At 50.3% G+C, this 20,694-nt stretch carries 16 protein-coding genes, 3 tRNA genes and 2 pseudogenes; 13 read left to right on the forward strand and 8 right to left on the reverse strand.

The features are described 5' to 3' along the window. Positions 1 to 110 precede the first annotated feature (110 nt). The 9 genes and pseudogenes from BZG14_RS02630 to BZG14_RS02670 all read left to right on the forward strand — a co-directional run bounded on the left by BZG14_RS02630 (position 111) and on the right by BZG14_RS02670 (position 7,226). Entirely contained in the window at positions 111 to 980 is an 870-nt protein-coding gene (locus BZG14_RS02630) for a fructosamine kinase family protein (RefSeq protein WP_077607902.1), read from the forward strand. A gap of 35 nt (positions 981 to 1,015) precedes the next feature. Further along, a complete protein-coding gene (hxpB, locus tag BZG14_RS02635; protein WP_077607903.1) occupies positions 1,016 to 1,669 on the forward strand; it encodes a hexitol phosphatase HxpB in 654 nt (217 codons plus the stop codon). Positions 1,670 to 1,841: 172 nt separating this feature from the next. After that, complete coding sequence (locus tag BZG14_RS02640; RefSeq protein ID WP_069362368.1) at positions 1,842 to 2,045, forward strand: CPXCG motif-containing cysteine-rich protein; 204 nt, start codon at positions 1,842 to 1,844, stop codon at positions 2,043 to 2,045. A gap of 161 nt (positions 2,046 to 2,206) precedes the next feature. Then, positions 2,207 to 3,435, forward strand: a pseudogene (locus tag BZG14_RS02645) (MATE family efflux transporter). Between the two features lie 195 nt (positions 3,436 to 3,630). Next, a pseudogene (locus BZG14_RS15985) lies at positions 3,631 to 5,550 on the forward strand (methyl-accepting chemotaxis protein); the annotation flags it as partial. A gap of 227 nt (positions 5,551 to 5,777) precedes the next feature. Beyond that, the gene (locus tag BZG14_RS02655; protein ID WP_077607904.1) at positions 5,778 to 6,782 is read left to right on the forward strand and encodes a DUF3080 domain-containing protein; all 1,005 of its coding nucleotides are present in this window, start codon (positions 5,778 to 5,780) and stop codon (positions 6,780 to 6,782) included. A 177-nt stretch (positions 6,783 to 6,959) separates the two neighbouring features. Beyond that, positions 6,960 to 7,036: transfer RNA gene (locus BZG14_RS02660), tRNA-Val, on the forward strand. A 23-nt stretch (positions 7,037 to 7,059) separates the two neighbouring features. Beyond that, positions 7,060 to 7,136: transfer RNA gene (locus BZG14_RS02665), tRNA-Val, on the forward strand. A 13-nt stretch (positions 7,137 to 7,149) separates the two neighbouring features. Further along, positions 7,150 to 7,226, forward strand: a tRNA-Val gene (locus tag BZG14_RS02670). A gap of 173 nt (positions 7,227 to 7,399) precedes the next feature. Here the strand turns inward: BZG14_RS02670 and BZG14_RS02675 are convergent. The 4 genes from BZG14_RS02675 to BZG14_RS02690 form a co-directional block, all read right to left on the reverse strand. Then, positions 7,400 to 8,224 carry a Cof-type HAD-IIB family hydrolase gene (locus BZG14_RS02675; RefSeq protein ID WP_077607905.1) on the reverse strand — a complete coding sequence of 275 codons (825 nt, stop codon included), beginning with the start codon at positions 8,222 to 8,224 and terminating at the stop codon, positions 7,400 to 7,402. Between the two features lie 67 nt (positions 8,225 to 8,291). After that, positions 8,292 to 8,765 carry an NYN domain-containing protein gene (locus tag BZG14_RS02680; protein WP_077607906.1) on the reverse strand — a complete coding sequence of 158 codons (474 nt, stop codon included), beginning with the start codon at positions 8,763 to 8,765 and terminating at the stop codon, positions 8,292 to 8,294. 141 nt (positions 8,766 to 8,906) lie between these two features. Further along, the gene (locus tag BZG14_RS02685) at positions 8,907 to 10,316 is read right to left on the reverse strand and encodes a formate--tetrahydrofolate ligase (RefSeq protein ID WP_077607907.1); all 1,410 of its coding nucleotides are present in this window, start codon (positions 10,314 to 10,316) and stop codon (positions 8,907 to 8,909) included. Positions 10,317 to 10,482: 166 nt separating this feature from the next. Further along, entirely contained in the window at positions 10,483 to 12,147 is a 1,665-nt protein-coding gene (locus tag BZG14_RS02690; RefSeq protein WP_198532002.1) for a methyl-accepting chemotaxis protein, read from the reverse strand. A 272-nt stretch (positions 12,148 to 12,419) separates the two neighbouring features. On the opposite strand from BZG14_RS02690, the gene BZG14_RS02695 reads away from it, so the two are divergent. After that, positions 12,420 to 13,760 carry an ABC1 kinase family protein gene (locus BZG14_RS02695; protein WP_198532003.1) on the forward strand — a complete coding sequence of 447 codons (1,341 nt, stop codon included), beginning with the start codon at positions 12,420 to 12,422 and terminating at the stop codon, positions 13,758 to 13,760. Positions 13,761 to 13,786: 26 nt separating this feature from the next. Here BZG14_RS02695 and BZG14_RS02700 read toward each other — a convergent pair whose 3' ends face one another. Beyond that, positions 13,787 to 14,728, reverse strand: a complete 942-nt coding sequence (locus tag BZG14_RS02700; RefSeq protein WP_077607910.1) for a Gfo/Idh/MocA family protein — start codon at positions 14,726 to 14,728, stop codon at positions 13,787 to 13,789. A 100-nt stretch (positions 14,729 to 14,828) separates the two neighbouring features. On the opposite strand from BZG14_RS02700, the gene BZG14_RS02705 reads away from it, so the two are divergent. Both BZG14_RS02705 and BZG14_RS02710 read left to right on the forward strand, forming a co-directional pair. Continuing rightward, positions 14,829 to 15,161 carry a DUF3392 domain-containing protein gene (locus tag BZG14_RS02705; RefSeq protein WP_069361264.1) on the forward strand — a complete coding sequence of 111 codons (333 nt, stop codon included), beginning with the start codon at positions 14,829 to 14,831 and terminating at the stop codon, positions 15,159 to 15,161. Between the two features lie 151 nt (positions 15,162 to 15,312). Next, the gene (locus BZG14_RS02710; RefSeq protein ID WP_077607911.1) at positions 15,313 to 16,590 is read left to right on the forward strand and encodes a DASH family cryptochrome; all 1,278 of its coding nucleotides are present in this window, start codon (positions 15,313 to 15,315) and stop codon (positions 16,588 to 16,590) included. Positions 16,591 to 16,608: 18 nt separating this feature from the next. On the opposite strand, the gene BZG14_RS02715 is transcribed toward BZG14_RS02710, so the two are convergent. From BZG14_RS02715 to BZG14_RS02725, 3 genes are all read right to left on the reverse strand, one after another. Beyond that, positions 16,609 to 17,250 carry an esterase/lipase family protein gene (locus tag BZG14_RS02715; protein ID WP_077522146.1) on the reverse strand — a complete coding sequence of 214 codons (642 nt, stop codon included), beginning with the start codon at positions 17,248 to 17,250 and terminating at the stop codon, positions 16,609 to 16,611. A 183-nt stretch (positions 17,251 to 17,433) separates the two neighbouring features. After that, positions 17,434 to 18,804 (reverse strand): YjiH family protein, encoded by a 1,371-nt coding sequence (locus BZG14_RS02720; protein WP_412458333.1) that lies wholly within the window; start codon positions 18,802 to 18,804, stop codon positions 17,434 to 17,436. Between the two features lie 345 nt (positions 18,805 to 19,149). Beyond that, positions 19,150 to 19,986, reverse strand: a complete 837-nt coding sequence (locus BZG14_RS02725; protein WP_198532004.1) for a hypothetical protein — start codon at positions 19,984 to 19,986, stop codon at positions 19,150 to 19,152. Between the two features lie 206 nt (positions 19,987 to 20,192). Here BZG14_RS02725 and BZG14_RS02730 point away from each other — a divergent pair, with 206 nt between their 5' ends. Beyond that, complete coding sequence (locus BZG14_RS02730) at positions 20,193 to 20,528, forward strand: DUF440 family protein (protein WP_077607913.1); 336 nt, start codon at positions 20,193 to 20,195, stop codon at positions 20,526 to 20,528. The last annotated feature ends 166 nt before the right edge of the window (positions 20,529 to 20,694 follow it).

Raw genomic sequence — 20,694 nt, forward strand, 5'->3', positions numbered from 1 at the left:
GTTTTTTATTCAAACTGTCGCCATAGCCACAGATATTAGGCGACATCCTAGGCTACTATATAACCAGTTACTGTTACTTCCCCCTTTACCTCGATGTAACGGAGTCGCTTATGTGGCATGCCCTGTCTGTACACCTATCCGATCAACTCGGGATTGATTTTGAGATCACCGAAAAACACGCTCTCAGTGGTGGCGACATCCATGATGCCTATTGCGTTAGCGATGGCGGCGATCAACGTTTTTTCGTCAAGGTGAACGAGCGTGCCCTACTCCCCGCCTTTGAAGCCGAAGCAGAAGGGTTACGTCAACTCGCGATGAGCGGCCATATTCGTGTGCCTCAGGTGTATTTTGTTGGTCCCGTGAAAGATAGCGCTGTCTTGGTGCTCAACTATCTGCCCATCAAACCGATAGACGATACGCAGGCGTATTTGCTGGGACAACACTTAGCACGCCATCATCGGTGGGGGGAGCAAGCAGAATACGGCTTTGATGATGATAATTACATTGGCACCACGGAGCAGAGAAACTGTTGGCACCGCAAATGGTGTCGTTTTTTTGCTGAACATCGTATTGGATGGCAATTGCAATTGGCGGCTGAGCGCTCGCTGCATTTTGGCGACATCGATACCATTACCGAAAATGTTAAAGCCCAACTTGTCGGCCACACGCCTAAGCCCTCGTTACTGCATGGGGATCTTTGGTCGGGCAACATGGGGCTGTCGGTCAACGGCCCTGTGGTGTTTGACCCGGCTTGTTATTGGGGCGACCGTGAGGCGGATATTGCCATGACAGAGCTCTTTGGCGGTTTCCCGCAAAGCTTTTACAACGGCTATCAAGCCGAGTGGCCGTTAGATGAGGGCTATCAACAACGAAAAGATATTTATAACCTTTATCATGTGCTTAACCACGTCAACTTATTCGGCGGCCCATACCTCACGCAAGCAGAACAATTGCTGACAAAACTCACACTCACGGTGTAGGATGCGGAGCACACAAACTGAGAATGAGGTTGGCAATGTTATCTGCCGCAATATTTGATATGGACGGCCTGTTGGTTGACTCAGAGCCGTTCTGGCAACGTGCACAAATTGACGTATTGAGCGAGCTGGGTGTTTCCATCAGTTTGCAAGACACACGTGATACCACAGGCGTTCGAATTGACGAGATAGTCAAATACTACGCACGCACTCAGCCTTGGCAGGGCCCCTCCAATGCCGACGTACAAGCGCGGATCGTCGACCGTGTGGTGGCGTTAGTGAAAGACGAAAAACCGATGATGCCGGGCGTTAAAGAAGCGTTAGCGGTTTGCCATCAAGCTGGACTAAAAGTGGGCTTAGCCTCGTCATCGCCCCTTACGCTTATTCATCCAACCCTCGATGCGTTAGGACTCAGTGAGCAATTTGCCATTGTCGAGTCGGCGGGCGCGCTTAAACACGGCAAGCCTCATCCAGAGGTTTATCTTAACGCCGCCAACGCCTTGGATGTGGATCCCGAGCACTGTGTTGCCTTTGAAGACTCATTTACCGGCCTACTTGCCGCCAAGGCGGCCTCAATGAAAACCATTGTTGTGCCCGCCGCTCACGAGTGGGAAGATCCCCGTTTCGTGATTGCCGACCAAAAGCTTGCGAGCCTTCGCGCATTTAGCGCAGATAATCTCGAATCGCTCTAGCTGTCGACATCACGATAGCAGCATAAATGGCATTCACCGGCATTCAGGTGATATGCCATTTGTCGCGACGCATAGCCCAGTTTATCGATCATATTATCCCCTACGTTTATCCCCTTAGCATCCTCATCTATACTGACCTTAAGTACAGAGAACCGAAAAGAGGTGTGTAACCATGGACGATATGACTGACCGGATCGTAAATTGCCCGCACTGTGGTCATCGCTTTGATATCACATTGGATCTAAGTGGTGGCAACCAGGAGTTTTATGAAGACTGCCCAAACTGTTGCAATGCCATTCATTACGATATGCAGATTGATGAATCTCATCGAACCATTAATCTGTTTATTGATGCAGACGATGAGCAAATTTTCTAGTCGTTAGGCTCGCGGCCACCGCCACTCGCTACCTTAAAATCATTGCATCGTCGCAGGTGCGAAATTGATAGTGCTTTCGCTTTCCTTTCTCTTCCTCGGGCAAGTATAATTGCGCGCAATCGATTCCTCCCTCCTTTTCACTTAAACATGTTGAGGCCAACGTGCAGCAATACCATGATGAAGCAAGAGCCATTGTTCGGCTCAGTATTCCAGTGTTTATCGCGCAAATCGCGCAAACCTCTATGGGGTTTGTCGATACCGTGATGGCAGGTGGCTATAGCGCCACCGATATGGCCGCCGTCGCCGTCGCATCCAGTGTGTGGATGCCCGCTATTTTGTTTGGTATTGGCCTGTTGATGGCGTAATGGATGTCGAAGCGGCGCTCACGATTAAGACCATTGGTTACTTGCATGCCGTGATTTGGGCGGTGCCGGCTTTTTTGCTTTTCCAAGCGATTCGTAACTTGTGCGAAGGCATGTCACTCACGGTTCCAGCAATGGTAATAGGCTTTATCGGCCTGGCCGCTAACGTGCCGCTTAACTGGATGTTCGTCTACGGTAAGCTGGGAGCCCCGGAACTTGGTGGCGTCGGCTGTGGCGTTGCCACCGCGCTAGTGTACTGGCTGATGGCAGCGCTGATGGCCGCGTATGTGATGATCAGCAAAAAGCTCAGTGGTCTGCACCTATTCGCCACCCTTTACACGCCGATTATCAAAGAGCAAATCCGCTTATTTAAACTCGGCTTCCCCGTGGCGGCCTCGCTGTTCTTCGAGGTGACCTTGTTTGCGGCGATTGCTATTTTAATCGCCCCACTTGGGCCGATAACCGTGGCCGCTCATCAGGTGGCGATCAACTTTTCCACCATGATCTTTATGTTGCCGATGAGCCTTGGCGTAGCAGTCAGCATTCGTGTCGGCCACCTATTGGGCAAACGCACCACCGAAGGCGCGGCTAATTCCGCCAAAATCGGTATTTGGCTGGGTGTCAGCACTGCCGTGGTAACCGCCTTACTCACCGTCTGGCTGCGCGACCCAATTATCGCCCTGTATTCTGATAATCCCGACGTCGCCACGCTGGCATCATCATTGATGTTATTGGCAGCTGTCTATCAGATCACCGATGCCATTCAAGTGGTCGCCGCCGGTGCCCTGCGTGGCTACAAAGACATGCGCGCGATTTTCCAACGCACCCTAATCGCCTACTGGGGACTGGGTTTGCCACTCGGTTATATGCTAGGCATGACAGACTGGCTGGTACCGGCCATGGGCGCACATGGTTTCTGGGTTGGCATTATTATCGGCCTATCCAGTGCGGCTGTATTGTTGGGTCTACGCTTACGCTGGATGCGCCAACAATCCCCCGAGTTCCAACTAGCCATGGCAGAGCGGTAAAGGGCTCTTTACCCTGTCAAGTAATTTGACAGGGTGATTGCGGTCACAGGTTTACCAAAACAGATTTAAAAGTTTATAAAACAGCGTGATAGATCATAACTCACAGCTACGTTACTAAGGGTAAACCACGTATAGTTTGTCAATAACCCCATACAAACCATGTGGCAACCCGGTCACTTTGTCGTAGAGTTGTTTATGTTTGAATTCTTAAAATCTCGCTTGTTGTCAGGTAAAACCTTACATGAATCTCCCAACCATCCACCTTTTGTTTATTCACTGTGTATTCGTAGCCGCGATGTCAATCAAAGCACGTTATCGGCTTTATCTTTCTCAGAAGGGAAAACACCTCTGGTGCTGGCTTTTATCTCACCCCATTTACCCTTTGAAGCAACAACCCAAAAACTCCAAGCCGCGATGCCTTTTTGTCAAACTCTGATAACCATAATGACAGCTGGCGAACTTGGTGGTGGGCATACCTCGCTGTATCACACCACAGAGGGCGAATGGGATAACATTGTTTTACAGAGTTATGGCGACAATGTCATTGAATCTGTCAGCGCAGCGACCGTGCCTTTACATTGTGAAGACATCAAAAGCGGTACGCCGACATTATCGCCCGAGACACGCATTGAAAAAATTACCCGTTCGTTGCAACAGCTCAGAGTGCCTTTTACTATCGACGCGCAAGATACAGTTGCACTCACCTTTTTTGATGGATTAAGTGGCTCAGAAAACTTTTTTATGCAGGCCCTTTATGCAACCCGCCGTTTCCCTTGCTATTTCGTAGGCGGCTCAGCAGGTGGCACTCTAAATTTCCGCGAAGCTAAGTTGGCGCTCAATGGGAAGCTACTCGACAATTATGCCGCGCTCGCTTTTATCAAGTTTGCGCCCGGTATTCGCTATGGCATCATGAACAGCCATAACTTCAAACCAACAAACTTTCATCTAGATATAGCCAAAAGCGAACCGGCTGCTCGAATTGTCACCGGTGTGTTTGCGCCCAACAGCACCGCCCTGATTTCACCAGTACAAGCGTTATGTGATTACTTTTCTTGTCAGGCTCACCAGCTCGAATCATATTTGGATGGCTATACATTTGGAATAAAGATTGGCGAGCAAATTTATATCCGTTCGATCGCTGCGATTGACCATGAGCAAGGTATCCTGCATTTCTTCTGCGATCTCGATTTTGGCGACAGCCTCTATCTTATGAAAGCGGATGACCTAGCTGAAGTGACAGCACGCGACTATCAACAACACTTAAGAGACAAACCTCGCCGACCTTTTGCCATGCTCGCTAACGATTGTATTTTGCGCCGTGTCAACAATACGCAGTCACTATCACGAGTCACTTGCTTTGATAACATCCCCAGTATTGCTGGTTTCTCAACATTTGGTGAACTATTAGGTGTACACCAAAACCAGACCTTGACCGCACTCATGCTATACCGCGTCGAACCCAACGAATCTTTTGCTGATAAATTTGCCGATCAATTTGCCATTCACTATGCGGATTACCGTGGCTACAACGCTCAAAAACAAATTAATAGCCTACAAAAACTTTCGGCACTCCAATCGCATAGTATCAATCGCCTGTCTCGGTACAAATCATTACTTCAATCACTGTTAGACAGTTACAGTGGTGTGGCCGACTACGCCACCGAGAGCGCAGACATTCTCCAAGCTGTCCAAAAACAGTTTTCAACGCTTGCTAACGAGGTCCAACAACAACACGGGCAAAGCCAAGATCTACAAATCCATACCGACGCACTGAGTGTGAATGCCAGCCGTATAGAAGAAATTTTAAAAGTGATTGATGGCATTGCCGAACAAACCAATTTGCTGGCACTAAACGCTGCTATTGAAGCGGCACGCGCAGGTGAACAAGGACGTGGGTTTGCCGTGGTCGCTGATGAAGTCCGTAACTTATCGCAAAATACGCAAAACAGCCTTAGTACCACCGGAGAAACCGTCAGAAATGTCAACGGTGCCATTGGTCAGATCAGCCATGTGATTGGACTAACCCTCGAGGTAATGGATAAAGTCCAGTACTCTGCTGATGGGCTAAGCGATGAAGTAACACGACTACTGAGCCTGTCTGAACAAGCAACAGGGAGTATTCAATCGAGCATTGCTAATATAGAACAAGTACAACAAGATATGACAGCAATTGATGAAGAGCTTTCTACGATTTTATCCCTTACGCAAACTCAACAAGTATAATTAACAAGGAAAACTGTTCCTCACACTGTACACGTAGATCCCAACGAGGCGATCGTTAATCCGATCGCCTGCGTACATGTTAGCATCGTTAAGTCAGGAGCTTAGCCAAGAGCCAAATCATGCGCCGAATACAAACCGCAATACTCGTCATATCGTTAGCAGCATTAGCGGGATGCCAATCAGATGATCCGGCCAAGGACATGATGGCCGACTACTATCAGCGACTTGGCAATGTGCTGGATGCGCCAACCCCCGACTTCACCGCCCCTGAGCTACCGACATTGCCACGTAAACGCGATCTGGTTCAGCCACTGGAAGAGCTGAGAATGGGCGTCCTCGACGCTTACGAGCTTCGCCAGTGTGGTTTGTTCAACCTGATCGCGGAGCGTAATTCTTCCTTAGGTAAAGTGGCCGACCGCTTTCGGCAGCTCGACTACGAGCTCCATTTTATTGATACCGCGGCGCAGTGTTTGCCGCAAGTGAAGGATCCAAGTATTCACGCTGAGCTAGAAAAGGCGCTGGCGCTTAAACGCCAGCAGCGGGAGAAAGTGATCTGGAATACCTTAATTGATAGTGATGCTTGGCGCGCGCAGCTCAGCTTACCGTCGTTTACGCTCCCCATCGAGCTTCCAGCACACAGCAATGCGGTCAACACCATTGCGCAATTTAGCCAATTAATACCCTCAACCCAAGCGCCCACAGAGTCTGTTACAGACTGGCAAGAAAGCATCGAAAAACAGCCAATTTTAGGCGATTTGTTTGTGAGCTTGAGCTATCACACCGCTTGGCTTAACCAAACCAGTGAACTGATTGCTAACCATCAAGATAAAGTGCGTTGCGGCGGTAATTTTGATACCACCCGTTTAAAACGCCTGCAGACTGTCTTTTATAAGTTTTACGTGGGTGATGTGCAGCCATATCTGGCTCGGGTAGATGGGCTGTATCGCGATCTTGCCCCGGCTCTTGYGCGTCTCGCGAGCTTAAACACGCCTGACACATTTAACGATTACAAAAACGCCTACTGGAAGGGAGACGCTTATCAGGCCTACAAAGCGGCGATTAAACATCATGCTGATGTCTGGCAACAATTGTTCCAGCGTTGCGATGTCAAACTCGGGCAATAACGCATCAACAATCAGCGCGTCACCGTTAAAACAGTCACTCACGCATGACAGATAGCGAAAACATCGCCATATTGACGATCAAATCGCCAAACAGTCGTTTCTACGCAAAAATATGGGCTTAAGCGCTTGCGTGACACAGATGAACTCGCTACTATTCATCCCGCTTTCAAGCACTGTGCGTCCGTAGCTCAGCTGGTTAGAGTATCGCCTTGACATGGCGGGGGTCGGTGGTTCGAGTCCACTCGGACGCACCACGTTGCTTGAAAAACTAAACTATGCGTCTGTAACTCAGTTGGTTAGAGTGTCACCTTGACATGGTGGAAGTCGGTGGTTCGAGTCCACTCAGACGCACCACATTTTGAAATTCGCGTCCGTAGCTCAGTTGGTTAGAGTACCGCCTTGACATGGCGGGGGTCGGCAGTTCGAGTCTGCCCGGACGCACCATTTCCAGAGAGCCTGCTTTTAAGCAGGCTTTTTTGTTTTGCGCGAATACCGCTATCGGCTCATTAAAGCTAGATAGGCTCACGCCAAACGCTCTACAAATACGCCATCAATACCATGAAATAAAAAACGAGGCAGGCACAAACACCCACCCCATTTGTTCATGCTTGTTCGTTTTACGCTACGGYGCTATCGGCCGCTAACACAAACTTTTCAATCGCTTTGGCCACACCGTGCTCATCATTGCTCTCGGTAATGTAATCCGCGATTTGCTTGGTTGCTTCCATGGCATTCGCCATCGCAATCCCAAGGCCCGCGTATTCCAACATCGCATGATCGTTTTCAGCATCGCCCATGCAAATCACCTCGTTAGGTTGAATACCTAAATGCTCCGCAATGGCGGCCACCCCCGTCCCTTTATTGCTCTCAGGGTTTAAAAACTCGAGGAAGAAAGGCGCACTTTGTACGACTGTAAACTCCTCCCGCAGCGCGGATGGTAAAGCGGCGATCACTTCATCTAACTTGCTTGGCTCCGCCACCATCAACACTTTGATAATCGGATGATCATCGCTTAGGGTCTCGAAATCCATCACGGTAATATCCAGGCCGTTGATCTTGCCCTCAATCTCGGTATACGGATTCTGTGCGGGTGTAATCAAACCGTGCTCAGTACTAAAGGCATGCACAGAGGCTCCCAGTGCCTCGGCGTGCCGAGCCAATGTTTTAGCGGCTTTTCCGTCGAGCCCTTTTTGCAAGATCACCTTATCGGTCCCCACGTTTTTCACCATCGAGCCATTGTAATAAAGCACAAAGTCTTTATCTGAATAGATACCCAACTCATCCAGCTTAGGCTGCATGCCCTCAAGCGGCCGACCGGACGCCAATACCACAGTCACGCCTTTTTCACGCGCGCGGGCAATGGCTTGCTTATTCTCAGCAGAGATTGCTTTCTCGCTGTTCAACAAGGTGCCGTCCATATCCAAGGCGATTAATTTGTACATCGTTTACTCACTTCAACATCAACATAAAATCAGAAATTGTCCCAGAACCGCAAACTAAACGCCGTGCCTACAACAACATATCGTCTTCAATCGCAATAAAGCGATCGACACTGTTCACCAAGGAATTAGCCGTTAGGGAAGGCACACCAAGCACGATCGCTTCAGTGTGATAGCGCGCGCGGATTTTGTTCATCAGCAAGTCAAAATCTCCGTCGCCAGATAACAGCACCACGGTATCGACCTCGGGAGCGGTTTCCATCACATCAATAGCAATCCCCACATCCCAATCGCCTTTGGTACTGCCATCGGCGCGTTGAATATAAGGTTTGAGCTTGACGGTAAAGCCAATGTGGCGCAGGGCATCTTGAAATTTGATTTGCTGATCGTCATCGCGGCGAATGGCGTAAGCATACGCAGTTACCACCTCCCCCATCTCATTGAGGGCTTGCCACAACTGACGATAGTTAAACTGACGCCCGTAGGCTTGGCGTGTGGTGTAGTAGATATTTTGAACGTCGACAAAAACCGCGATTTTTTTCAAGTCAGGCTCACAGTCGGTGGGAGAATTGAAGCCAGAGAGGATACCACATCACGCGACCTTGAAGACAATCWCAAGCGTCGCCGCGTCTAGCAAAAACAAAAAAGCCGCTGACAACAGCGGCTCTCACGAGGGTTAGTATCATTAACTCAATCCAACAATATTACCCTCATCATCGAGGTCAAGGTTCATAAACGCTGGTTTTTCCGGTAGGCCGGGCATAGTCATCACGTTGCCGCATAAGGCATAGACAAATCCAGCACCCGCGCACACCTTATTAGGCAGCGCTTCAATCATCGCCTTGAGTGTCGCAAGCTCAGCATCGCTATCTTGCGGGAAACGGTTAATTGCGACCACTGCCGGTACACCATATTGATTCACATTGTTGATGTGCCATTTTAGGTTTTCAAACCCTGCCACCAATGCTTCATGATCATCCGCAAAAAGTGATTTTGGTAATGGCTGCCCAGGCAAAAAGTTATAGTGCGTTGAGTTGGCTTTAAGGCCACGTAATGTCGCCACAATCACCGCGCAGTCTGGTGCTTTACCCGATGCTTGCGCTTTGATGTTGCAGGCTTTTTCAAACCCCATGTCTGAGCCAAAGCCGCCTTCCGTGACGGTATAATCACCCAGCTTAAGCGCAATGTTATCGGCGATAATCGACGAATTGCCATGAGCAATATTGGCAAACGGACCGGCGTGAATCAGTGTCGGTACGCCTTCTAGGGTTTGCATCAAGGTGGGTTCAATCGCTTCTTTCATACTCACCGCCATCGCGCCGGCCACTTGCAAATCTTCGGTGGTGATCGGCTCACCGGTATGGCTATAAGCCAACACTATGCGGCCGATGCGCTGACGCAAATCGCGAAGATCGCTCGCCAACGCCAAAATAGCCATTAGCTCAGAGGCAGCCGAGATATCAAACCCGCCCTCACGCTCGTAGCCGTTGATGGTTTTGCCAGGCTCGTTTTTCCCCACAGTCACCATACGCAAAGCGCGATCGTTGTGATCCATCACCCGCTTCCATACAACGCGACTTGGGTCGATTTTTAACGCTTTTAAGCCACTACGCGCCTCAAAATCGTCATAGCCTAGGCGTTGCTCGTGATAGATTCGCGCATCAATAGCCGCAGCAGCCAAGTTGTGCGCCGCGGTCACCGCATGAATATCTCCCGTTAGGTGGAGGTTGAGCTCCTCCATTGGAGCCACTTGCGAATAACCACCGCCAGCTGCGCCACCTTTCACACCAAATACGGGCCCCATCGAAGGCTGACGAATACACGCTGTCACAGAATGATTCAGCTTCGCTAAGCCTTGCGCCAGGCCAATGGTGGTGACGGTTTTTCCTTCACCCAAGGGCGTGGGAGTGATGGCGGTGACCAGAACCAACTTCCCCGTTCGGTTGGAGGCAAGACGCTTTACGCAATCGAGAGAAACTTTGGCTTTATAGCTACCTTGCGTTTTAAACTCTGAGTCAATGAGGCCAGCTTGCTTGGCAATGGTAGATATGGGAGCGAGTGTGGTATTACGACAAATCTCGACATCAGGCAGCATGAAACCCTCTCAACAGCGCACAATATGTTTAAAGCAAACGTTTGCGTGAGCATAATACCGCTAAAACAGCTATTGTAAAGCGAAAGGACGCTTGCCGTAAGCGTCCTTTAACGTTTTTATCATGCCTCGCGCCTATGCTTGCGCGTGGGAGCGAGTTAAGCGTGATTTAAGCGACTTTAAATTGCCCGACCAAGGTATCGAGATCTTGGCCAAGCGAACTCAGCTCTTCCGCCGCGTGTGACGACGTCTCGCTCGCGTTTAGTAAGCTGGCGACAATGTCGCGTATTGATATTAGGTTACGGTGAATATCTTCCGTCACCGTGGTTTGCTCTGATGCTGCGCTGGCAATTTGCGAGGTCATATCGTTCACTTGCGAGAACGCCGCACTCACCGAGGTGATTCGCTCGCCAATTTCTGATGAGATCGTTGCCATGTTTTGGCACTCTTGATCACTGTCGGCTATGGTTTTGACCGCACTATCCACATGCACATGCAGGCCATCGAGCATGTCACGGATCTCATGAGTGCTGGTTTGGGTGCGACTGGCCAAGGTGCGCACTTCATCAGCCACTACCGCAAAGCCTCTCCCCTGCTCACCCGCACGGGCCGCTTCAATCGCCGCATTCAGCGCCAGTAGATTGGTTTGCTCGGCAATCTCACCAATCACAGACAGCACCGAGGTGATCTTGTCCGACTGGGCTTTAAGCTGGTCCACCTGCCCGCTCGACTCACCCATTTTCGCTACCAACCGCTCAACCGACGAGATAGATTCATGCACTTGGGTTTGTGCATTCTGGGCGTCTTGGGTGGCAGACGTAGCGGCATCAGCAACCTGAGTAGTGTTCTGTGCCACTTCCTGCGCAGCAGAGCTCATTTCTGTTACCGCGGTGACCACTTGCTCGGTCTCGTTATCATGGGTTTGTAGTTTTTGCGCTACCGCAGATGTTTGCTGAGCCATATCACTGGCGGTGCTGTTTACTTGTGCCGTCACTTGCGCCACACGCTGAATAGTCTGCTGCAGTTTCTCTACAAAACGATTAAACGCATGGCCAAGTTGCGCGATCTCATCATGGCCTTGCACATGCAAGCGCTGAGTGAGATCCCCCTCGCCACTGGCGATATCATTAAGCTTATCGAGCATGTTTTTCACCGGCTCGCCAATACGCTGCGCAAACCAACTCACTAATAAGCCGGTAATCACCACCGTGCCTAGCCCGAGCAAGGTTAAACGGAAAATTTGCGCATTCAAGGTTTGCTCTGCGTCGGTGCGATAGGCAGCGACCTCTTGCTCAATGTCATCGGTGTAGGCACCTGTGCCTAACAGCCACTGACCGTTATTCACCATTACCGCATAGCCGATTTTATCAATCAGCGCATCGGTACCCGGCTTATCAAACATAAAATTGAAGTAGCCATCGCCACGTTGTGCGGCCTCAAGCAGGCCCTGAATGACCTTGTTGCCTTTCGGATCGGTAAAATCAATCAGGTTTTTCCCTTCAAGCGCAGGCTTAACAGGATGAAACACATTAATCCCCTGCTTATTGTAGATAAAAAAGTAACCCGCTTCGCCAAATTTCACATCAGTAAGCGCCGTTTTCAGCGCCGCCAGACGTGCCTCACTGGTACCGGGATTGATGCGTTCTACAATGTTCTCGGCCACCTGAGTCACTTCTTCGAGTTGTTTTTTACGCTCGTTGACTAATTTTTCCCGAAACGTGGCAATGTTCTCTTCTATTAGTGTTCGCTCGTTATGTGCCGTGATCGCACTCAAAATCAATATCGAAGCAATAAGCGGCACAATGGCAAGCAGCAGTATTTTTGTTTTAAACATCAGCTTCATTAGCATTTACCCTACAGACTAATTTTGTAAGCAAATGCTACTACTTAACTAGACAGACAAAAATATAAACTGCTGTTTTATTTGATCTAAACGCAATTACACCCCCGGGGCTGTGACCCGGGTTGGAATGTCATGTAAATGGAAAGGTCTTTGTCATATCCTGGTGTGGGTTTGGCTCTTTAACTCGCGTCTGTGTGAGAGCGAGCAACTCGTCTCACCAAACCATTCTGCTATTTATCCCGTATTCTTAGGGGATTCAGGAGGTGGCTATGAAAAATCGTAAAGTGCCGCATGGTAAGTTTTCTCGCTTTGGTGCGCTGGCTTCGTTGGCGGGGCGGGTGGCGTCGAATGTGGCGTGGGAAGGTACCAAACAGTTTGCCCAGGGTAATCGGCCGAGTCGTAAGGACCTGGTAATGTCGCCGACCAATATTGCCCACGTGGCGGATAAACTGGCGGATTTGCGTGGGGCGGCAATGAAGGTTGGTCAGTTGCTTTCGATGGATGCAGGAGATCTGATCCCGCCAGAGCTTAGTGATTTGCTCGCCCGCTTACGCAGTAACGCCACACCCATGCCTCCGGCGCAGCTTAAAGCAGTACTTAATGAAGAGCTGGGCGATAATTGGCAGGCTGAGTTCACTCATTTTCGTTTCTCACCCATCGCGTCAGCATCGATTGGCCAAGTGCACGAGGCCTATACCGATGCCGGTGAAAAAGTGGCGGTAAAGGTGCAATACCCGCGCATCAAAGACAGCATTGATAGCGATGTGGATAATGTGATCACCTTATTGCGCCTCAGTGGCCTGATCCCCAAAGAAGCCAACTATCAAGCCTTACTCGATGAAGCCAAGCAGCAGCTGCATGACGAAGCCGATTACCGCAAAGAAGCACAAGCACTGACTCGGTTTGGCGACCATTTGAAAAATGCCAACGGTTTAATGGTGCCAAGAGTGCACTCAGCCCTTACCTCTGACCGCATTCTCACCATGAGCTATATGGCAGGAGAGTCGATTGAGCGGCTCAACAAGGCCTCAGAGACAATTCGTCACCGTGTGATCAGTCGTTTATTCCAGTTGCTGTTTGAGGAGGTCTTTGTATTCGGTGAAGTACAAACCGACCCCAACTTTGCCAATTATTTGTATCAGCCTGACACCGGGCGTGTGGTGTTGCTCGATTTTGGCGCCACGCGTCAGTATGCCCCGACGTTTACCGATGGCTATCGCAAGCTATTTTTAGCGGCGATTGAAAAAGACAACGTGGGTATTGAGGCGGCACTAACCCAAATTGGCTTTTTTGCCGAGCACATCTTGCCGGAGCAAAAAGCCAGCGTGCTGGAGCTTGTAAACACGGCGTGTGAGCCGATCGCAACGGATGCGCCTTTTAACTTTGGTGACGCCGATTTGGCGACCCGTTTGCGTAACCGAGGGATGGCGCTGAGCATGGAGCAAGGCTATTGGCACACACCGCCGGCGGATGCGCTGTTTTTACACCGTAAAATTGCCGGGTTGTATTTGCTGGCGGCCAAGTTAAACGTCAGCTTTAATGTCCGCCAGTTGTTGCTGCCTTATTTAACCCACTCGCATACGGATAATCCGGTGGAGGCATAACCACCCACAGCGTGCGGCGCGGTGTCCTAGGGGCTATCGCGCAGCGCCTCACAATAGGCGACCAAATCTTCCGCGGCCCAGTGGCTCGACACATTACGAGCGGTTAAAGCAGCATCAATCCGCCCTTCGCTGACTACCTCAAACCAATGGCTGAGCATCGCGGCAAAACCTTTGCTCGCTTGCATACCCGTCCAATCTGGCAAGGTAAGCTGTGTGGTGACGTTGTCTTGCATGCGCGCACCGCGGGTAAAGCCATCAAAGAAATAGCACTCGTTACGATAGGCCGCGGCAATGGTTTCTTTGTTGACCCCGTACTGGCGGTTCATGCTGGCCTCAAACAAGCTATTGTCGCGGTGCCAACGCACATCTAAACGCCCGAGCAAGCCCTCGCTAAATTGCGCAAATACATCCAAGTCATCAATATTGATGTCACCATGAACATTGATACTGTCGAGCGGATGAATGAAATCATCAAAAACAAAACGACGTGGCGCATCGGGCAGCGCATGACGGTGTTTCTCCCAACGCAACGATAAAAGCGGTGTGCCCAGCTCATCTTCAGGGCGCTGGCCATTAAGGTGGGTGTTGAGCAAAGGCAAATAACGCCGGTTAAACCCGGCAAATAAGGGGGTTTGTTGTTGCTCTGCCAAGTTGAATAAGGATTCAACCTCCGCGCCTGATGGAGCAACGGGTTTATCGACAAACACTGGCACGCCTGCTTGTAAGCAGGTACGAATCAAGGCCGCATGCGAGTCGGTCGCGCTGTGGATCATCACCCCATCCACCCCTAAGGCTAAGCACTCGTGGATATCACTTGCGGTCTCACTCACACGATATTGCGTGGCCAGCGCCGCCCGTTTCGCGCTATCACGGCTGCACAATACCCACTCCAGCCCCGGCCAGTTGGCCATCAATGGCAGGTAGGCTTTTTGTGCGATGTCCCCTAACCCGATCGATGCGATCTTCATGCCTTCTCCTTACATCGTGCGTTCCCGCGGGCCAAGTCCGCGCTGGAAGTCGCCAGCAGAAATCAGTAACCTAGCTGCATTCTACACAGTGTAAATCGTTATGAATATTTTAATCTCTTGGTTTTCTCAGGCGGGCGCATGGTTAACACCCTGGCTCAGTGATATTGCAGTGGCGATTGTCGCGTCACTGTTGGTGGTTTTTGGCAATGATATCAATCGGACGCTACGCCGTTTACTGACCGGCCATCATTTTATCGTGCGTACACTCGTTTTTGTGGCGATCAATGCTTTTGGTTACGGTGCTTTTATTATCGCCGTCTCCCCTTGGTTGGCACGACAAATGCGCGGATGGCCAGATCATTGGCTTTTTGCCGGCTTGGTCGCGACCTTTATTTTTATTGGTATGTGGGCACAACGGCAGCGACAAATCTAACGCCTAGCCACTACACTCACCCACAATAGTTAAGTGGCTAATGTGGGCGAGAGGCTTYTCTACATGATATCGATGAATTGTCAGCCAACGAGACACGTCAAGCAATCCGGCGACGGCCTCTTGGCGTATTGGTGAGAAAAAGGAGAGATGTATGCAACGCGGATTAATGTGGTTTCGCCACGACCTTCGAATACATGATAACCCTGCACTCGCCAATTTAGCCTCGAGCTGCGATCAACTGACCTGCGTGTTTGTGATTGATCCAAATTGGTATCGCGCGGATCACTTTCAAAGCAAGCACCTCGGAGCCCCACGTGAAGCGTTTTTGTGGCAAAGCTTAACCGAGCTGCATCGCGCGCTGGATGCGATGGGACAAAAGCTGATCATTCGCACCGGCAAGCCGCTCGAGGTGGTGGCGAATTTGTGTATGGATCACGCGTTTGATCTTATTGGCGTGACCGACCACCCAGGCACGCGCGAGCGTCATCAGGTTGATATGCTGGTCGAGCGCTTTCCACAGCGAGTGGTCGTCTCGGATGCTCACACCTTGTTTACCCAGCACCAACTGCCTTTTGATTTACCGGATATCCCTGCCACGTTTACCCAATTCCGTAAAGCGGTGGAAAAACGGGGGCTCAAGCCGCGCCTACCGCTGCCGGTGCCTGAGTCGTTGCCTGCCCCCATCACAGCGATTAAGTCCGACCCCGCGCCCCTGTCTGATCGCCGGATTGCGCCGTATCAAGGTGGTGAAATCGCCGGACGTGCGCAGCTCAATCATTACCTTTGGGATACTCATCGCATTCAGCGTTATAAAGAAACGCGAAATGGCTTGGATGGTTGGGATTTTTCGTCACGCTTATCGGCCTGGCTCGCTAACGGCAGTTTGTCCGTGCGCTGGGTCGCTGCAGAGCTCGATCGCTATGAGCGCAATGTCGAGAAGAACGAGTCCACCTATTGGCTATATTTCGAGCTATTGTGGCGCGAGTATTTCCAATGGATGCTGTATCACTACGGTGCCCGTTTTTTTGCATTTAAAGGCGTGGCTAACAAACGGCCACTTACGACCTTTTATGCCGAAGCCTTTATGGCGTGGCGTGAAGGCACTACGCCTTTTCCTATCGTCAATGCGGCGATGCGCCAACTTAAGCAAACGGGTTGGCTCTCTAATCGCAGTCGACAATTGGTCGCCAGCTGCTTAATCCATGAATTAGGCGTTGATTGGCGCTATGGCGCGGCGTACTTCGAACAACAACTGATTGATTTTGATGTAGCGGCTAATTATGGCAATTGGCAATACTTAGCAGGCGTTGGTGCCGATCCGCGTGGCAGCCGCCGATTTAATCTCGATAAACAAGCCAAACAGTATGATCCCGATGGCACATTTGTTAAGACTTGGGTGGGAGAACACGTCTCATCCGAACTAAAGTGACCTTATAAAATCACCACTTTAGCCCTCGGCGGCTGGCACAGCCGCCGACGTATATTGAGCGACTAACTGAATCACACGATCACTGACCCGGCGAGAAAATAGGAGGGCAATGTGCGTCACCGGGTACACATCGTGACTGATCATGCCCTCGATTTTGGTCTCTTCAACCAGCACAGTGCCATCGCAAACTTGGTCTTTTAATAACAATCCAGCGGGTCCCCACGGGCAATCGCCGGCAAGGCTATGTAATGGCGGAAGGTTTTGCCAGGGTTTGACCTTGTCAGGGATAAGCATCTCTTCGCTGCGTTGAAACAACCAGCCGCCCCACCCCAGATCGCCAAAGATACGTGCCAACTTCGCGCCTTGATGCGGTGTACCCAAGGTGATCACGGCACGAATGTCGAGAGGTGGTCTATCGTTCTGCTCTGTGTGCTGTTCCAAGTAACGGCGAATAATGAGTCCGCCCATCGAGTGACCAACCAAGATCGCGGGCTGGTCGCCAATAAAAGCATTTATCTTAGCGGTGATATCATCCAGATCCGGATTAAGCGTATTATAAGAAACATTCAGTACCTGATGCCCTTGTTTTTCCAAGCGCTCGCACAGCGGAATTAAAAATACGCCATGCATGTATAGCCCATGAAGAGTCACTATTTTCATCCCGCCTCCCATTCGCCGCTGCGTTCAGCATACCAAGGTATGCCCCTTGCTGCCCATAGGGGGTTGATACGACAGAGAGCTTGCATCACAACAACGAGGACGCGTTAACAAAAAACGCCCCACAAACAGTGAGGCGTTGATGATGTATTGGGACGCGCATGGCGGCTTATGCGTGATGCCTAATTAGAAAATCAGGTGCGCAATCCCCGCGATGACAGGCAGTGTGACCAGCGTACGTAAAATAAAGATCACGAACAGCTCCCACAGCTTGACTGGGATTTTGCTGCCCAGCAACAAAGCACCCACTTCCGATATGTAAATCAGCTGGGTCACCGATACCGTAGCAATCACAAAACGGGTCATTTCACTGTCGATTTCAGCGGCTAAGATGGCCGGGATAAACATGTCTGCAAAACCAATCACCATGGTCTCAGACGCTTTCACCGCATCAGGGATATGCAGCAGTTCAAGCAATGGTACAAACGGTGCTCCTAGGATGCTGAACACATCGGTGTATTCGGCGACCATCAACGCGGCAGTACCAATCGCCATCACAACCGGCAATACACCGAGAACCATATCGACGGCGTTTTGTACGCCCTCTTTTAGCACACTGCTTACCGAGCGAATTTTTTCGGCACGTGTCAGTGCACAGTGCAGTCCATAGCTCAACGTGTTGTGACCAGCCGGTAAGACTTCATCATTGGTTTCACGCTCAGCGTTATCGATAAGCGCATCTTTTTTCCAGCTCAGAGGCGGTAGACGAGGCACGATAATCGCCGCGGCAATCCCCGCTAGACAGACGGTGAGATAGAACCAGGCAAACATGTGCATTAAGTCAACTTGGGCTATCACCACCAAACTAAAGCTGATTGAAACCGCAGAGAACGTCGTACCAACCACTGCTGCTTCACGCTGGGTGTAAAAACCTTGCTCATATTGTTTACTGGTCATCAAGATACCGACACTGCCATCGCCTAGCCAAGACGCGGCACAATCAACCGCAGAACGCCCCGGTAAACCGAATAGTGGGCGCATTACCTTGGTGAAAATCGCGCCAAGCAGTTCAAGCAAACCGAAACTTGTCAATAGCGGCAGTAATAGGCCAGCAAAGATAAACACAGACAACAAGGTAGGCAGCAGCTCATTGAGCACAAAGGCCCCCGTTGTTTCTCCCATGATGACCGGCGAGCCCAAGCCATAAAACGCCATCACGATAAAGGCAGCCCCGAAAACACGGGTGACAAGCCACACTGGTGAGACGTTAAACAAGCCATTAAGAAAGCCATTTCGCATGATAACGGCAGGTTTGGTCAGCGTAACCAACACTGAAACAACGGCACTCAACACCACTAAGGCAGTGACGACCGCTGTTGCACTGTTACCTAGTAAGTCCAAGACACTGCTCGCCATCACCGCAATCGGAATAGTGACACTGTCACCGAAACTGACGGGCGTCATAAAAAGGAACAACCCCAATAGTGATGGGATTGCGAACATCAGAATGTTTCTCATCGAAGGTGACTTCGTAGAGAGAGTGTCAGTTTTTTGCATACGTCTGAATCCTGAATTTATATTTATCTCACCGCGAGTATCAGCGCCTTTGCTGATTAATTATTCACTCACCGTGACTAACTGACATGCAGATTATCGAATCATGCGCAGGATGTAAATAACTATTTAGTCATAAATACTGAATAAATACACCCCAAAAGCAGATTGCACATGCCTAATGGTGGTTTTATAGTTCAACAAACCATCTTTTGTGAAAAGTTTGTTACGTCGTTTTATTGACCAAGATCAGATTCTGTTACTCACTTGTAGGGAATGAGGCGGGTTGGCTCACAGAATGCGCTTAATGCTCAAGCGTCCAACGCCCGCATCGTTGCCAAACGCTCGTTAACCAATTTTAAAGTCAATGCGCGCGTATTCTTTGATCAACCAATCGCCAAAGTCATTGAGGAGGGTCATGACAGCACGTTTTTTTACCGGTTTACGCTCTAGCAGGATAAAAAGTCGCTCAATCGCCATTTTTTTATCCGGGTAGTGTTTGATAAAGGCATCCGCACACTCGTTGAGTGATTCACTCCAATACGCTTCTTTATGAAGTACCAAACCAAATGCGCCGCGTATCAGGGTATCCGCAATCGATTGAGCCGTATTGAGCTGGGTATTCCATGTGGTGGCGGCAGTGATTTTTTGTTTGGCACGCGCGAGTTTGTCAGAGATATCTGGATTCATCGCCTTCGCCACTTCCCAGCTGGCTTCAAATAAACCAAAACTGGCCGACAAGTCTTGGCCATAGAGGCAAATGGCTCTGTGCTTAAAAAAGAATCCCCAGTGAAAGATTTGTGAGAGATCTCTAACATGTGACACGGTCACGATATCGATATGACAATCACTGATCACCTTGCTATGGCTGGTTTTTAATCGCCAGAGCAAGGTGTTTAATGCGTTCGATTGATCAAGCGTCAGGGCGTGTTGGCACACCACCGTCAGCGATAGCACACTTTCATTCACCACGGCCCGTCGCCAAACAATATCTCCACTCACATAGACGCTGTGAAGCCGCTTGCCGAGCAAGCCACGGAGTTGCTTCACCGCTTTAATCATCACGGGGATAAATTCAGATTGGAACGGGGCACGCCGGTCGGGCTCCGGTAAATAGGCGTTTCTGGGTTGCAACTGAGTCACGACTTTCACACAGGTTTGGGTACGCGCGCTATTGTTGGTCATCTGCATAAACAAATCAACGCTCTAACTGCAGGTCTGCTTTTATTTTAGCCAGAGGTTGTCGATTTCACCATGGACACCGACGGTTGGGAGGAGGAATGCGTATACGCTCTAGGTACGTCTTTGTAAAAGGCAACCGATACGGCGCGGCTGAGATACCCCTTACAGCATGATATAGTGCGCATACATACAGACAATGAGAGCTTACCATGACGCAAGAGAATCAACTCAGCTTGGAGACCGTGTTAGAGATCGCGTTCGAGATTTTTGCCGAAACGGCCCCAGACAACTTGGAGTTCGACGATTTAATGCTCTATGAGTCCCGTTTTGAAGAAGAAGGGGGCGCTGTGGTGGTTGAGGTCAATAGTGATTGGCCAGAGCATGTGGGCGCCGATGTTGATTTGTCTCAGTGTGCCGAGGTGCAAATGGGTTTAGCTGGCGCTGAGGTGTTAGATGAAGTCTTTGTGCGTATGCTCATCAGCCGAGATCCGGATAATAAATTCTGCCATTTATTGTGGAAGCGCAGCCCAACACAGATCCACTAGCCCTGCCCCGCAGGATAACGGCAGCGATAGGTGCTGCCGTTGTGGATGCGACTGTCCCACCCATAGCGTCCAGTCAGTTGTGGATACCCTGTCGCGGAGACATGACTAAGGGTTATCGGTGCGGACTGGTGCTGACATCACCCAATGTCAGAGTGGGATTATACCC

This window comes from Salinivibrio sp. IB282, assembly GCF_001995685.1.
Taxonomy (GTDB): Bacteria; Pseudomonadota; Gammaproteobacteria; order Enterobacterales; family Vibrionaceae; genus Salinivibrio; species Salinivibrio kushneri.